This is a genomic window from Chryseobacterium sp. GVT01B (assembly GCF_019970045.1).
Classification (GTDB): Bacteria; Bacteroidota; Bacteroidia; order Flavobacteriales; family Weeksellaceae; genus Chryseobacterium.
In genome coordinates, this window is the sequence record NZ_JAHXYI010000007.1 from 45,155 (window position 1) to 59,887 (window position 14,733).

The window sequence follows — 14,733 nt, forward strand, 5'->3', positions numbered from 1 at the left end:
AAAAATTTCAGAGCTTTTTTTATGATATATATTCACATTCCGTTCTGTAAACAAAAATGCAGTTATTGTAACTTTCATTTTTCAACATCCCTGAATTTCAAGGATGAAATGCTTCGTGCAATGAAAACTGAATTGTTGCTCAGAAAAGATGAATTACAGAACAGAACTCTGAAATCCCTGTATTTTGGCGGGGGAACACCCTCTATTCTTTCCGTGGATGAAATCAATTCTTTAATTGATGAAACATTACGGTACTTCAGTTTTGAAAAAGATATTGAAATCACACTGGAAGCCAATCCTGATGACCTGGACAAAAGTTTTTTAAAGCAGCTAGCCGGAACGCCGGTAAACAGACTGTCTATTGGTACCCAAAGTTTTTTTGAAGAAGATTTAAAATTAATGAACAGAGCCCACACTGCTTCCGAAGCAGAAGGTTCTATCAAACGGGCACAGGATTTTGGTTTTGAAAATCTTAGTATTGATCTGATCTATGGGTCACCAACCTCTAATCTTGAGATCTGGAAAGAAAACCTGAATAAAACAATAGCATTGGAAGTTCCTCATATTTCGTCCTATGCTCTGACTGTAGAACCCAAAACAGCTTTGGAAAACTGGATTTCAAAAGGAAAAGTGAAAAGTCCGAAAGAAGAAGAACAGAACAGAGAATTCTATTACCTGTCTGACTTTTTAAAAGATAATGGCTTTGAACATTATGAAGTTTCCAATTTTGCCAAACCGGGATACTACTCCCGCCATAATTCTTCCTATTGGAAATACCAGGAATATCTGGGAATAGGACCTTCAGCACATTCTTATAACGGCTTTGATGTCAGAAGTTGGAATGTGGCTAATAATCAGCAATACATTAAAAAGCTTAATGATAAATTGCTGGCCAAAGAAGAAGAAATTCTTTCCCAAGAAGATCAGTTCAATGAAATGGTTATGATTGGCTTGCGTACCATCTGGGGCGTGGATCTTACGAGCTTAAAAAATAAATTTTCGGATAGATTACTGGAACATTTTCAGACAGAAATCAAAACAAAGCTGGAAGAAGGTATTTTAATCATTGAAAATGACCATTTAAAAATTCCTGAAAAGCATTGGTTTATGGCAGACGGAATTGCTTCAGATTTGTTTATCGTATAATGTTTGCATGTATATAGATATGCCATAAAATTCACTATTTTTGTATAAAATTTCAGTTCATTTGAAAACTAAAAAACAAGATTATTCACATCTTTCACCAAGCCAGCCTATCGGAATTTTCGACAGTGGGGTGGGAGGCCTTACCGTTGCCAAAGAAATTAAAAGACTTCTTCCTCACGAAGATCTTATTTACTTTGGGGATACAAAACATCTTCCTTACGGAGAAAAGTCCAAGGAAGCCATCATTGAATATTCTACAAAGATCACCAATTTTCTGCTTGAGCAGAATTGTAAAGCGATTGTAATTGCCTGTAATACGGCAACAGCTAATGCTTTGAACGAAGTGATGCAGTCTGTTGCAGGAAAAGTTCCGGTCATAGACGTTATTAATCCTGTCGCTGAAAAAGTATCTTACGAAATCCACAATAATGTAGGAGTTATTGCGACCAAAGCTACTGTAAATTCCGGACTCTATAAAAAGAGTATCCGAAAGCATAATAAATGGATCAAAGTGGATGAATTGGCAACGCCATTGCTGGTTCCTGCCATTGAAGAAGGATTTAAAAACCATCCGATTACCCATGCCATTATTTATAATTATTTAAGTAATAGTAAATTAAAGAATATCGAAACTCTCATTTTGGGCTGTACCCATTATCCTCTTTTAATAGATGAAATCAAGCAGTATTACGGAAACAGAGTCCGTGTCATTGACTCTCCGAATATTGTAGCCAACCATCTGAAGATTATTCTGGATAAGTACAACCTTTTAAATGATAACAATCCCAAACCGAATTATCATTTCTATCTTTCTGATCTTACCAAGAATTTTGAAAAGATCTCTAAGAAGTTCTTCGGAAAAACAATTGATTTAGAATTAAAAGTATTATAAATAAAAAGTCTGCCTCATAGTGAAGCAGACTTTTTATTTGTTACATGTTGTCGTTACAAAATCATGTTTTTAAGGCACAAAGATTTATTTTTGATAAAGTTTTATGCTTCATTGAGTTCCCACGGATTTCACAAATCCCACAGATGATAACGCTTTTAGAATTAAAGGGTACCTAGAAATCTGTGTCCTCTGTGAAATTCGTGTTTAAATTACGCTTCCACAATTACTTTTTCAGCTTTCAGTCTGGTTTTTGGATTAAATTGAGGCTGGTTGGCATCTGTTTCATCTCTTTCCCCGATAGCTACTGCAAATAAGGTCTCATATTTTTCATTATTCAGAACAGCATCATATCCTTCAGGCTCAATTCCTTCCATCGGAGTGGAATCTATTCCCATAGCTGCACAAGCAGAAAGCAGTACTCCTAATGATAAGTAAACCTGATGTCCAAGCCATGATTTTATCTCAGTTTCTCCTTTAGGTTTTACAAAATTGTTGTAGTACGCTACAGATCCTTCCGGAAGATTTTCTTCAATTTGCTTCTCAAAGTTTCCTATGTTTTTGATCACCTGAAAGACAATGATATGGCTGCTGTCCAAAACTTTTGCTTTATTAAAATAAGATTTGTCACCTAATTGTTTTTTCAGTTCCGGATCATTAACAAAGATAAAGTTCCATGGCTGGCTGTTGATGGATGATGGACTCAGATTCAGGATCTCTTTAAGTTCTTCAATCTGTTCTTCACTGATTTTTCCCTGTGGGTTATACTTTTTTACAGTATACCTGTTTTTCATTTTGTTTAAAAAGTTCATAATTTTATACTATCATTTTTATAGTTACAAAATTAATTTAAGTTTCCTAACTTTGCAATAACGGTAAAAAATGATAGTATAAAAATGTATACAATAGATAATAAATCTTATCCCTGCTGTACCAGTGTTACTATGAAATTTATAGGTGGTAAATGGAAGGCAGTTATTTTACACCATCTTATTGGTGGGGCTAGAAGATATAATGAATTAAGAAAATCAATTCCTACTATTACAGAAAGAACATTAAGCTTGCAGCTAAAACAGCTGGAAGAAGATGGAATCGTTAATCGAAAAGTTTTTACGGAAAAACCTCCCTTAGTGGTTGAATATGAATTGACAGACTTTGGAAGAACTTTATTGCCTGTTTTGGAAGCGATAACAAAATGGGGTAAAGAAGCACCTGTAATCTCAAAAAAAATAATCAGGAATTAAAGTTCCTGATTATCTTCTTTATTTGGTTCAAAAAAACTGAAACTCACGTTTCCGTATTTTCGGGTATCTATTAGGTTAGGATGTTCCAACTTCATACGGCTTTGGTGTTCCACGATAAGAGTTCCGTTTTCTTTCAGGTATTTATTATTTAATACCAGAGAGATCAGCTCGTAATACTTTTTCTCTTCCATTTCAAAAGGAGCATCAGAGAAAACAATCTCAAATGACTTTTTATTTCTGAATTTTTTAAGCCAGTCAAATACATCACCTCTCTGCACGTTGATCTGAAGTGCCATATCAAGCTCAGAAGCGGTAGAGTTGATAAACGCGGTATGCTTTGGATTCATTTCCACAGAAGTCACATTCTGACATCCTCTGGAAGCAAATTCAAAGGTAATAGAGCCAATTCCTGCAAAAAGATCAAGCACGGAAATCGACTGCATATCGTATTTGTTTTCCAGAATGCTGAATAAAGCCTCTTTCGCAAAATCGGTGGTAGGCCTTACATCAAAGTTTTTAGGGGCGGCAATTTTCTTGGCTTTCCATTTGCCTGATATTATTCTGAACATATTTTTCTTAGGGTTTAGAATAGATTGTAGGTGGCGGTAATTATCCGGGATCTAATCTCCATTACCTGCGGCCTTCAACCTAATTAAGTATAAAATTCTTGTTTGGAATATTGTCAAAAACGATTTTCAGATTTTTAACAAATTTCTGAAGTTCGGAAATGAATGTTTCATTTTCCGTAGTTTCTCCATAAGCATAAAAGCTGGTTTCATTGATTCCAAAGCCTATCTTGCTCAATGTAAACATAATGAAGTAAAGGAAATCTACTTCTGAGTTGACATCAAGGTTATTATAAAGGATGATTTTTTTATTGTCAATCGCAAAGAACTCACATTGATTATGATAAAGATTGATGTGAATTTCCTTGTTGGTTTTATTATTAATTGAACTTAAAAACTTTTCTCCGGAGAAATTAAAATGAACCGGTATTGCCAGCTCCTTTATTTTCTTATAATAGTTCTTCGGGAAAGTATAATAAAACTGAATATTGAACTTTTTGTTGATAGAAAGCATCAGTTCTTCCTTCTCTCTATCGGTAGGTGCATTAAAAGCTATCAGATCAAATCCTGCTTCATGCTCAGAAAAACCTTCAGGCATCAGGGTAAAATGATTAAATGCTGAAATCACCTGGATCTCATCATAGCGCTGCTTAATAAGAACTTCGTCCAGCTTTTGCTCAATAAGATTGGCCGGGGTTTCTTCAGTAACGAAATAAGATTTTTCCTCCAGAATGTTTTTGTTCTTAACAATCTGGTAGATCAATCCGTCTTTGGTAAAAAGTAAATTAAGTACGTTCATATTTCAATTGCTGCAAATTTAGTGAAATTCTACCATTACCGCACCCGATTGATGGTGAAGTATTTCCTTATTATAAAAATCAATATTAACCTGGCTTTCCAATACATCCCGAACCATCCTCTGCAGAGTGCCGTCACCAATACCATGAACAATTTCCAGCCTTTTAAGGTTGTTTTTTCTGCAAAACTCAATCACTTCAATGAGTTTCTCCTTTTGAATAAACAATCTTTCAAAGCTTTCATAGTCATTGGGATTCTTCACCAAATTATGAAAATGCAGGTCTAAAACCAAATGATTTTTCTGATGTTTCTTAGAAATGATTTTTTTAGGCTCCGCTTTCCTTACCACTCTGATATTTTCATAAAGATCCGAATCCTTAGGAACCAGTTTTTCTTTTGCATATTGATGGGTAAAGCCATATTCATCTTTAAAAACGACAATATTTCCCTTCACGGAAGTTACCACTCCGCTTAAATCTTCATCTACTACCGAAACCTTATCGCCGATTTTCATATTTTTTAGACTTGTCTGAACCCATTATTGGTGCAAAGGTAGAAAGTAAAACGTATTGAAGGCAAACTCATTTACTCTCAAATTCTCAAACCCTCCAACGCTCAAACCCTCATGTTATCATTCATCAAACTCTTGGTCCCAATTCAATGACTTCCAGATCTTTGATTTCTTCACCGTCTACAACAAAGCGCATCATGGTTCTTACTTTATGCCAGCCCTGCTTTCCACAGGCACCGGGATTAAGGTGCAAGAGGTTATTTTTCTCATCATACATCGCTTTCAAAATGTGTGAATGTCCTGAGATAAATAATTTCGGAGCTTTCTCTGCTATTTCTTTTTTTGTGAGCGGAGTATATTTTCCGGGATAACCTCCGATATGAATCATTAAAACCTCCAGCTTTTCGCAGAAAAAACGATTGACCTCCGGAAACTCAGCCTGGATTTTAGCATCATCAATGTTTCCATATACTCCTTTCAGAGGTTTTATCTTTTCAAGCTGTTCAATGACGTCAAGATTTCCAAAATCTCCACAATGCCATACTTCGTCAGCCTGAGAAGCGTATTCCAGAATTCTGTCATCAATATAAGAATGAGAGTCGGAAAGGAGAAGGATCTTTGTCATTATCTAAAGGTTCTTTCTGTAATACTTTCGTGGTATTTATCTTTGAATATCGCTAAACGGTCAGGATTTAGCTCTCCGTCATGATTGATCACTCTTTCTTTTAATAACCATTTTACCATTTTTTCCATTCCTTTTTTAGAATTCATGAAATTGGCAATTTTGGCTATATCTGTTGATTCTACTTTTGTTTTTTCAGGCAGGAAATTCAGGATAAAATAATCATCACTTACATAGCTTGGAGTTTCATTGTCCATATACCGATAAAGAAGAATTTCTTCATCATCCTTCATAGAGAAAAATGAATATTGGGCTACATTGATTTTTTCAGTCTTCAGGATTTGTTTTCCATCCAATAAAACTTTATCGTCTTTGATGGTAACGTTCTGGGAAAAATATAAATTACAGCTTGTCATCAGTAAGAAGAAAGCCAATAATCTGTTTACTGCCATTTTTGATTTTTTAAGATTGCAAATATAAGAAGCTTTAATCAACTTATCAGATCGGTTTACTTTCAGAGAATAATTTAAGAATATCAGTCAGTAATATTTTTTGTTTTCCTGATAGAATCCAGCTTCTTTTCTATATCAGCACTGAAAACTTTTTTTAGTTTCAGTTGATTCTCCGTAAGTTTTGAAATAACAAAAGTACCGGTCATATTCGTATTAGAAGGAAATACCAAAGTCACTGTAGAATCTGAAGCTTTTTTCCAGTTCCCGATATAACGGTCTGGTTTTTCACTTTTAGTAACCGGTTCTTCCAAAGTATCATATCTTAATGTAGATTTAATCAGGTTTCCTGTGATTTTTCCATTTTTCTGAAATCTGATTCCTTCCCTTCTTGCCTCAAAACCATCCTTCTTTTCGTAGGTATAAATATAAGTATCCATTTTACTGAGATTCCAGGTTTGTAAAAGTAAAGGATTGGCAGTTCTGTCCTGGGCTTTGATACCACTGGCTGCGAAAAGAGAGAAAATACAGATACAAATAGGCTTTTTCATGAATACAACGGGTTTATCAGTAAAATAAGTAAACTTTTAATCATGCTAAAATTAGCATCACTTAATATTTAGTAAATTTGGGAAAATTAAAATAAACAATGAAACAGAAACTTTCTTTTTTCATTTTTCTTTTGACCGTAGGATTAGCCAATGCACAGGTTGAAGAAAAAAAGCTGGATGAACTGATCCAAAATACTCTGAAAACTTTTGATGTACCTGGAATGTCCGTAGGGATTGTAAAAGATGGGAAAATGATTTATTCCAAAGGTTTTGGAGTACGTTCTCTTACAACCAAGCAGCCTATGGATGATAATACATTGGTGGGGATTGCTTCAAACTCTAAAGGTTTCACATGTACAGCGTTAGCAATTTTAGCAGATGAAGGAAAACTGAACTGGGATGATAAAGTTTCAAAATATATTCCTGAGTTTCAAATGTACGATCCGTATGTTTCGCAAAATGTAACAATAAAGGATCTTATCACTCACAGAGCTGGATTAGGACTTGGACAGGGAGATCTTATGTTTTTTCCGGAAGGGGGTAACTTAACGGTGAATGACATTGTTCATAATGTGAGATATCTGAAACCTGAAAATCCTTTCAGAACAAAATTAGATTATAATAACATCATGTTTATTGTTGCGGGGGAAGTGATTCACAGAGTTTCCGGATTAAGCTGGGCAGACTTTATTGAACAGAGAATCATGAAGCCTGTAGGAATGACTTCAAGCTTTGGAAGCTATAACAGAGCAAAAGCAACGGTCAACAAAATTGATGCACATGCTCCTGTAGACGGAAAAGCAATTGCTGTTCCTCACGACTGGAACGAAACAGCCAATGCTGCAGGGGGAATTATGAGTAACATCAAAGACATGACAATATGGGCGGAATGTCTGCTAAATAATTTCACCACTAAAGACGGGAAAAAATTAGTTTCAGATAAAAATGTTCAACAGCTTTGGAATCTTCAGATCCCAGACAGAGTAGCGGCAAAGAATCCATATGATACAAGCTTCTACGGATATGGTTTAGGCTGGTTCCTGAGCGATGTTAAAGGACATAAGCAGGTGCAGCATACAGGCGGATTAATTGGAACGGTTACTCAGTTTACTTTAATTCCGGATATGAAGCTGGGAATTGTCGTATTGACCAACCAACAGTCTGGAGCTGCTTTCAATACCATTACCAATACGGTGAAGGATTCTTATCTTGGCGTAGCAGACAGAAACTGGCTGAAAACATATGGCGACAGAATGTCTAAAATGGAAGCAGATTTTAATAAACAAAAGAAAGATGCTTTTGCAAAATCTGAAGCATTTAAAAAAGAAAAATCTCTTCAGCCAAAAGCAGAACAGTTTACAGGAACATATAATGATGCATGGTTTGGTGATGTAGAAATTTCTCAGCAAGGAAATACTTACAGAATTTCATGCAAAAACTCTCCAAGATTAAAAGGGGAATTACTTCCTTATTCCAATAGTTCTTTCATTATCAAATGGGATGACAGAAGCTATGATGCAGATGCTTATATTATTTTCAGTTATGATGAAAACGGAAAGGCAGAATCTGCAAAATTGAAGGCGATTTCCGATGTGACCGATTTTAGTTTTGATTTTGATGATCTGGACTTGAAGAGGAAATAAAAAATGAGCATAAAAATATTCTATGAAGAACGGGCATTGGTCCGTTCTTTTTTGTTTCTATGAAAAAAATACTTCCTCGCGGAATTATAAATAATGACTTTTGATATTCAATAGGAACGGGCTTTAGCCGAAACTTAACCACCCCGTCAAAAAATAAATTTTTTACCACCCCTCCGGAGGAGGGGAATGTGTAGTTGGTAAAAGAAATATTGTTTATTGCAGCAGGTTTAGGTCTTGTTCTGCTAAAGAAAGCTCTGTATTGAGATGCTGTTTTTCAAAGAAATTTTTTAATTCAAGAAGTCTTTTCTTATTATTATAATGTATACTGGCATTCAGCTTTCTCTGGCATAGTGAACATGCTCTTGCGAGGTGATAATCTGTTTCTGAAAGTGAATTGGTTCCATTCATCACGCAGTTGGCATTCAGACAATGGCTGATTCCGAACATATGTCCGATCTCGTGAGAACTGATTTTTATTAATCTCAGAAAGCTCTCATTGAAATTGGAATCCGTTAAATGACCGTTTGCAAATCTATACATGGATGTTACGCCTACACCTTCTTCATAAGAGGCAAGTCCGAAAATGTAGTTCCATTCCGGTTGAGGGAAAAGATCTTTTTCTGTAATCCCCATCAATACTACAGCATCTTTAGGCTTTCTTTTAATGAGAACGCTTTCCAGTACGTAACTTGCCAGAATTTGCTCCTGTCCTTCCTTTGAAATTCTTTTGATTTTTTCAGGAAAGATTGTGTTGGGTAAAGCGGGAAGAACCTTTGTTTCCAGCTGGAAATATATTTTTAAATATTCTTTGGTGAGTACTATTTGTCTTTTCTGAAGTTCATTAAATTTTCCGATCGGCTGGAGGTAAATAATGTTTTTTCCAGGTTTGGGCTTTATCTTTTTTGATTGCTGAAAATCTTCAAACTGCTGAAATTTTTCATCATGATTGTACCGCCAGCTTCCGTGCTTGGGGGAAGAAAGCTTTATATCATTCAGCGCAATCGATTCAAAATAGGTTTTCTTCTGTTTCTGACATGAAAAAAGAAGGATGAATAGGGCTGCATAAGAAAAGAGAAAAGTAATGTTATATTTTCCCCGGTTCATAAAAGAATAGTAATTTCTTTTTAGCACCATCAAATTCGGACCATGATTCACAGTCTACTTCAAAACCAGCGACTCCGCATGTGGGAAAATGAAAAATATCTTCAGAAATAGAATTGGCAAAATTGGAAATTCCATTATTATGAGAGAAAAAGGCAACTGAATTCAAGGTGTCATCCAGGTTATAAATTACAGATTCAAAGCTTCTTTCCGAAGGATTATATAATTTTTCATCTGTAGCACAGTTAAGCTGATACGCCTGATTAAAAATTTTACACGTATTCAGTGCACGCACCGCAGGGCTTGATACAAAGTGATCGATGGAAATATTATTACTTTTAAGGAATCTGGACATGTGCATAGCGTCTGTCAAACCCTTGTCTGCCAATGGTCTGTCAAAGTCCTCCGTTTCCTCCGGCCAGTCGCTTTTTGCATGTCTTACGAGGATGAGTTTCTTCATATAATTGTTTTTTGGAAGATTAAAATTATAAAAAAAATAATGGAATAAAACATGATTTATATAAAAAAACTGCGTTATGAATAAAATCAGTAAATTTTACTAAATTTGCAGACTTATGGGACAAATCCTTGCAATAGACTACGGAAAGGCTCGTTGTGGTATCGCTGCAACAGATGATATGCAGATTATAGCCAGTGGGCTGGAGACTGTGGAGAACCGTTTTTTACTGGAATTTTTGAAAAAATATTTCAATGAAAATAAAGTAGATGAGGTAGTAATCGGACTTCCCATAGATTTGAAAGGAAACGTTTCGGAAGTGGAAACCGATATTTTAAAATTCATTGAAGAATTTAAAAAAGAATTTTCGGATATTGCGGTTCATCGTTTTGATGAAAGATTTACTTCCAAAATGGCTTCATTTTTTATTTCCCAAAGTGGAAAAAACAAAAAAAAGAGGCAGGAGAAAGGATTAATAGATAAAGTAAGTGCAACCATCATATTGCAGAATTTTTTAGAACAAAGATTAAGATGATATTACCGATAAGAGCTTTTGGGGATCCTGTTTTGAGAAAAGTGGGAAAAGATATAGACAAAGATTATCCCGAATTACAGGAACTGATAGATAATATGTTCGAAACCATGTACAGCGCTAATGGCATAGGTCTTGCTGCGCCACAGATTGGTTTGGATATCCGTCTGTTTGTAATAGATGTGACACCTCTTGCAGAAGATGAGGATTATGAAGACATTAAGGATGAGCTGGCAGAGTTTAAAAAAGTTTTCATCAATGCTCAGATTCTTGAAGAATCAGGTGAAGAATGGAAGTTCAATGAAGGCTGTCTTTCTATTCCGGATGTAAGAGAAGATGTAAAAAGAAAAGGAACAATCGTTATTGAATATTATGACGAAAATTTTGTGAAACATACAGAAACTTTTTCCGATATTAGAGCCCGCGTAATTCAGCATGAATATGACCACATTGAAGGGGTTCTGTTTACTGACCACCTGAGTGCTCTGAAAAAGAAACTGGTAAAAGGTAAACTGACAAAAATCTCTCAGGGTGACGTAAACATTGGTTACAAAATGAGATTTCCAAAATAAATTAAACAAGGATAAAAGAAATAATATAAAGCAAAAAGCTTAAGGCTGATTGCAGAATTTACAAAAAATAAAATTATGCTGTTAGAAAAAATAATTTCAATTTCTGGAAAACCAGGACTTTACAAATTAGTTTCTCAATTAAGAAACGGATTCATCATTGAAGATGTTACCAGTAAGAAAAAAGTAAGTATTGGAAACTCAAGCCAGGTAAGTTTGTTGGATAATATTGCCATGTTTACATTTGAGAAAGAAGTTCCTTTGTTTGAAGTATTTGAAAATATTGCTAAAAACAACGACTATAAGGAAACTATTTCTCACAAATCTTCTGATGCAGATCTGAAAGATTTTATGTTGGCATCTCTTCCTAACTATGATACAGAAAGAGTATATTCTTCTGATATTAAGAAATTGGCTCAGTGGTATAATGTTCTTCACAAAGCAGGATATATTACTCCTGAAAGTTTTGTAAAGGCAGAGCCTGAAACTTTGGATGGAGAGCCTGCGGAAGAGCTGAACATTGAAAAAGAAGCTAAAAAAGCTCCAAAAGCAGAGAAACCAGCTGCTCCAAAAGTAAAAGCTACTTCAGCTGCAAAATCAGCTCCGAAAAGTACACACAGAAAACAAGGATAATTCAGTTCTGAATTAAAGATACAAAGCCTTGTCGGGAATTTCCTGACAAGGCTTTTGGTTTTAGCAGGTGGCAGATGATAGGTAGCAGGGATTAGGGATTAGGGATTAGGGAAATTTTCTGCTGAGTTCAAATTTCGTCTTTATCTTTAAACATTAAACATTAAACATTAAACATTAAACATTAAACATTAAACATTAAACGCGAATCTCGTATCCCGTACCTCGCACCCACATCTATAAACTCTCAACTTTCAACGCTAACCTCTACCACAGACCCAAAATATCCCTTACATTTGTATAAGATTGAATTTCCCAATACTTATGAATACGAAACAGGAGAAACTGGAAGCCTTTGGAAGATTACTGGATATCATGGATGATCTTCGTGAAAAATGTCCGTGGGACCAGAAACAGACTTTAGAGTCGCTTCGCCATCTTACCCTTGAAGAAACTTATGAGCTTTCCGATGCTATTTTACAGAATGATCTGCAGGAGATAAAAAAAGAGCTGGGTGATGTTTTACTTCACTTGGTTTTTTACGCTAAAATTGGTTCGGAAAAAGAAAGTTTTGATATTGCAGATGTGATCAACTCCCTTAATGAAAAGCTGATCTTCCGTCATCCTCATATCTATGGAGATGTTGAAGTGAAAGATGAAGAAGAGGTAAAACAAAACTGGGAAAAATTAAAATTAAAGGAAGGAAATAAATCCATTTTAGGAGGCGTTCCGAAAAGCTTACCGAGTCTGGTAAAAGCATACAGAATCCAGGATAAGGTAAAAGGAATCGGTTTTGAATTCCATGATGCCGAAGATGCCTGGAAAAAAGTAGATGAAGAGATTCAGGAGTTTCATGCTGAAACCGATCTTGATAAGAAAGAACAGGAACTGGGTGATGTGTTTTTCTCTTTGATCAATTATGCAAGAATTTCAGGTATTAATCCGGATTCGGCTTTAGAAAGAACCAATCTTAAGTTTATTTCAAGATTCCAAAAAATGGAAAGGCTTGCTGAAGAACAGGATTTAAAATTGGCAGATATGTCTCTGGAAGAAATGGATGTTCTTTGGGAAAAGGCAAAAAAGCTTTCATAGCTCTTTATTGGAACAATTAATGCTTCTTACATTCAATTAAAAAATAAAAAATAAATATGTTACGTTTTCTTATTTTACCTGCTTTACTTTTATTGAGCTGCAATCCAAAAGCTCAGAATTCTCCGTCTAATGAGGATGAATTGAAAATCCAGTTTTCCTTACCTAAAAAGTTGAAGGAAGTTTCCGGAATTACTTTGTCAAAAGATAAGAAAACAATCTGGGTAATAGAAGACAGAGGGAATAAAAATGCAATATATGGTTTGAGTGATAAAGGTGATATGCTGGCAAAAATACCGGTAGAAAATGCTGAAAATACAGACTGGGAAGATATCATATCAGATTCTCAGGGAAATATTTATATCGGAGATTTTGGAAATAACGATAATAACAGACAGGATCTGGCTATCTTAAAAACCGATTTGAAAGGCAGCAGACAAACCATAACTAAGGTTGTTCAGACTACAAAATTCCATTATCAGGGTCAAACGGAATTTCCACCAAAAAAATCAAACCTGTTGTACGATTGTGAAGCTTTTGTAGAAATGGATGGAAATTTTTACTTATTCACCAAAAACAGAAGCAAAGGTTTTGACGGAACTTTCCTGGTATTTCAGGTACCTAATAAAGAAGGTGACTTTGAAGCAAAGTTAATAGGAACATTGAAACTTCAGGGTGGTTATAATGATGCTGCCATCACTTCAGCTACCATCAACAGTACGAAAGATAAAATTGTATTGCTGACGCATAAAAATGTTCATGTTCTTACAGGTTTTACGGCCAACGATTTCAGTTCTGCTAAAATTCAGAAAATTCCATTGAATCATAATTCGCAGAAGGAAGCTATTGTTTTTCTTAATGATAAAACACTAATGATTGCTGATGAGAAAGGGAAGGATGAAGGTGGAAATGTGTATACTTTTTCGTTAAACTAAACTTTTATCCAATACATAAATGATAAATAAAACCCCACAGAGAAATCTGTGGGGTTTTTGAATATATGAATGTATTGAAGTGATTGACGTTTTATAGGCTACGGAGTAAGATATGAGATATGAATATTACCGCTTGACAACCGGAAATCCTGAGTATATCGGCAACGTATTCTGAAGGTTTCTCCCGTATTAAAAAAATTAATGGATGAAAGATTATGATTCAATCCTGTAGTACGTTCTCCATGTCCGGTGGATATTCCTGCAAGTGTTGTAAGGGTAGGCGATACTTTCTGGATATAAGAATTGGCTGTTCCTGCAGTTTGTCCTGACGGATTTAAATTAAGATCATAGGTTGCATAAGGAACAATATTATAAAACCCGGGTTTTACTACTGTAAAAAGTCCTGTTGTTGAATTATAGGTCAGATAAGCTGTATCAATCTTATTACTCACATTAAAAACATAGGTTTGTGAATAACTTTCATGAGTGTTGACCGGAGTAGAATGTGTTCCTGTATAGCTGCCACTGGATGGGCTGATATCAGTTTTATTTCCCACATACACTACTTTTAAGAAGTTTTCAGATTCAATTGTTTTCCAAACCGGAGTATTTCCGGCTCCGTTTGACATGAGGACTTCACCTTTGTTTCCTGAATTTCCCTTTGTTCTGTCATCGCCACCTACATTCAGGTCTTTAACAACCTGTAGAGAACCGTTGACGTGTAATGTATGTTGTGGTGTTGGTGTTTTAATACCTACCTGTGCATTTAAATGAATAAACATAACAAATAATGCCATATACAATAGCTTTTTTTTCATCATCTGTTGATTTTTTGTTGCAACAAATATAAAATGTTTTTAAAATGTCCTTTTTTTAAAGAATTGATAAACATATAGTGCTATGTATTGCATTGACCTATGTAGCTAAAAATATGGCTTTTATTTAAAAGCCATATTTGTTTTATTAATGAAAAATGTAAGCTGAAAATTAGAATTATTAAA

The 14,733-nt window shown here is 35.0% G+C and carries 19 protein-coding genes; 9 read left to right on the plus strand and 10 right to left on the minus strand.

Going from position 1 to position 14,733, the window contains the following annotated elements; genetic code table 11:
* The first annotated feature begins 21 nt into the window (after positions 1-21).
* Together hemW and murI are read left to right on the plus strand one after the other, a co-directional pair.
* Positions 22-1,146, plus strand: a complete 1,125-nt coding sequence (gene hemW, locus LC457_RS17405) for a radical SAM family heme chaperone HemW (RefSeq protein ID WP_223601028.1) — start codon at positions 22-24, stop codon at positions 1,144-1,146.
* Positions 1,147-1,207: 61 nt separating this feature from the next.
* Complete coding sequence (gene murI, locus LC457_RS17410) at positions 1,208-2,038, plus strand: glutamate racemase (protein WP_047423941.1); 831 nt, start codon at positions 1,208-1,210, stop codon at positions 2,036-2,038.
* Between the two features lie 209 nt (positions 2,039-2,247).
* Here murI and LC457_RS17415 read toward each other — a convergent pair whose 3' ends face one another.
* On the minus strand, positions 2,248-2,847 hold the full coding sequence (locus LC457_RS17415; protein ID WP_223601029.1) for a nitroreductase family protein: 600 nt from the start codon (positions 2,845-2,847) through the stop codon (positions 2,248-2,250).
* A gap of 84 nt (positions 2,848-2,931) precedes the next feature.
* On the opposite strand from LC457_RS17415, the gene LC457_RS17420 reads away from it, so the two are divergent.
* Positions 2,932-3,279 carry a helix-turn-helix domain-containing protein gene (locus LC457_RS17420; RefSeq protein ID WP_223601030.1) on the plus strand — a complete coding sequence of 116 codons (348 nt, stop codon included), beginning with the start codon at positions 2,932-2,934 and terminating at the stop codon, positions 3,277-3,279.
* Here LC457_RS17420 and LC457_RS17425 read toward each other — a convergent pair.
* The 6 genes from LC457_RS17425 to LC457_RS17450 form a co-directional block, all read right to left on the minus strand.
* Positions 3,276-3,848 carry an RsmD family RNA methyltransferase gene (locus tag LC457_RS17425; protein ID WP_223601031.1) on the minus strand — a complete coding sequence of 191 codons (573 nt, stop codon included), beginning with the start codon at positions 3,846-3,848 and terminating at the stop codon, positions 3,276-3,278. The two genes, LC457_RS17420 and LC457_RS17425, sit on opposite strands and share 4 nt — an antisense overlap.
* A 79-nt stretch (positions 3,849-3,927) precedes the next feature.
* Positions 3,928-4,644, minus strand: a complete 717-nt coding sequence (locus LC457_RS17430; RefSeq protein WP_223601032.1) for a DUF3822 family protein — start codon at positions 4,642-4,644, stop codon at positions 3,928-3,930.
* A gap of 18 nt (positions 4,645-4,662) precedes the next feature.
* Positions 4,663-5,157, minus strand: coding sequence for a Smr/MutS family protein (locus LC457_RS17435; RefSeq protein WP_223601033.1), 495 nt, complete (start codon positions 5,155-5,157; stop codon positions 4,663-4,665).
* A gap of 124 nt (positions 5,158-5,281) precedes the next feature.
* Positions 5,282-5,779 (minus strand): metallophosphoesterase, encoded by a 498-nt coding sequence (locus LC457_RS17440; RefSeq protein WP_223601034.1) that lies wholly within the window; start codon positions 5,777-5,779, stop codon positions 5,282-5,284.
* Entirely contained in the window at positions 5,779-6,228 is a 450-nt protein-coding gene (locus tag LC457_RS17445) for a hypothetical protein (protein ID WP_223601035.1), read from the minus strand. The genes LC457_RS17440 and LC457_RS17445 overlap by 1 nt, the downstream gene beginning before the upstream one ends.
* A gap of 83 nt (positions 6,229-6,311) precedes the next feature.
* On the minus strand, positions 6,312-6,776 hold the full coding sequence (locus tag LC457_RS17450; protein WP_223601036.1) for a hypothetical protein: 465 nt from the start codon (positions 6,774-6,776) through the stop codon (positions 6,312-6,314).
* Between the two features lie 98 nt (positions 6,777-6,874).
* Here LC457_RS17450 and LC457_RS17455 point away from each other — a divergent pair, with 98 nt between their 5' ends.
* A complete protein-coding gene (locus LC457_RS17455; RefSeq protein WP_223601037.1) occupies positions 6,875-8,419 on the plus strand; it encodes a serine hydrolase in 1,545 nt (514 codons plus the stop codon).
* Positions 8,420-8,632: 213 nt separating this feature from the next.
* Here LC457_RS17455 and LC457_RS17460 read toward each other — a convergent pair whose 3' ends face one another.
* On the minus strand, positions 8,633-9,523 hold the full coding sequence (locus tag LC457_RS17460; protein WP_223601038.1) for an archaemetzincin: 891 nt from the start codon (positions 9,521-9,523) through the stop codon (positions 8,633-8,635).
* The gene (locus tag LC457_RS17465; protein WP_223601039.1) at positions 9,504-9,980 is read right to left on the minus strand and encodes a histidine phosphatase family protein; all 477 of its coding nucleotides are present in this window, start codon (positions 9,978-9,980) and stop codon (positions 9,504-9,506) included. Before LC457_RS17465 ends, LC457_RS17460 begins: the two co-directional genes overlap by 20 nt.
* A gap of 115 nt (positions 9,981-10,095) precedes the next feature.
* Here LC457_RS17465 and ruvX point away from each other — a divergent pair, with 115 nt between their 5' ends.
* From ruvX to LC457_RS17490, 5 genes are all read left to right on the plus strand, one after another.
* Entirely contained in the window at positions 10,096-10,512 is a 417-nt protein-coding gene (gene ruvX / locus LC457_RS17470; RefSeq protein ID WP_047423964.1) for a Holliday junction resolvase RuvX, read from the plus strand.
* Entirely contained in the window at positions 10,509-11,081 is a 573-nt protein-coding gene (def, locus tag LC457_RS17475; protein WP_034693378.1) for a peptide deformylase, read from the plus strand. The genes ruvX and def overlap by 4 nt, the downstream gene beginning before the upstream one ends.
* Positions 11,082-11,156: 75 nt before the next feature.
* Positions 11,157-11,711: a DUF5606 domain-containing protein gene (locus LC457_RS17480; protein ID WP_047377741.1), complete on the plus strand. Its 555-nt coding sequence runs from the start codon at positions 11,157-11,159 to the stop codon at positions 11,709-11,711.
* Positions 11,712-12,032: 321 nt separating this feature from the next.
* Positions 12,033-12,800 carry a nucleoside triphosphate pyrophosphohydrolase gene (gene mazG / locus LC457_RS17485; RefSeq protein WP_047423966.1) on the plus strand — a complete coding sequence of 256 codons (768 nt, stop codon included), beginning with the start codon at positions 12,033-12,035 and terminating at the stop codon, positions 12,798-12,800.
* 56 nt (positions 12,801-12,856) lie between these two features.
* Positions 12,857-13,732, plus strand: a complete 876-nt coding sequence (locus tag LC457_RS17490; RefSeq protein WP_223601040.1) for an SdiA-regulated domain-containing protein — start codon at positions 12,857-12,859, stop codon at positions 13,730-13,732.
* Between the two features lie 98 nt (positions 13,733-13,830).
* Here LC457_RS17490 and LC457_RS17495 read toward each other — a convergent pair whose 3' ends face one another.
* Complete coding sequence (locus LC457_RS17495) at positions 13,831-14,553, minus strand: hypothetical protein (protein ID WP_223601041.1); 723 nt, start codon at positions 14,551-14,553, stop codon at positions 13,831-13,833.
* Between the last annotated feature and the right edge of the window lie 180 nt (positions 14,554-14,733).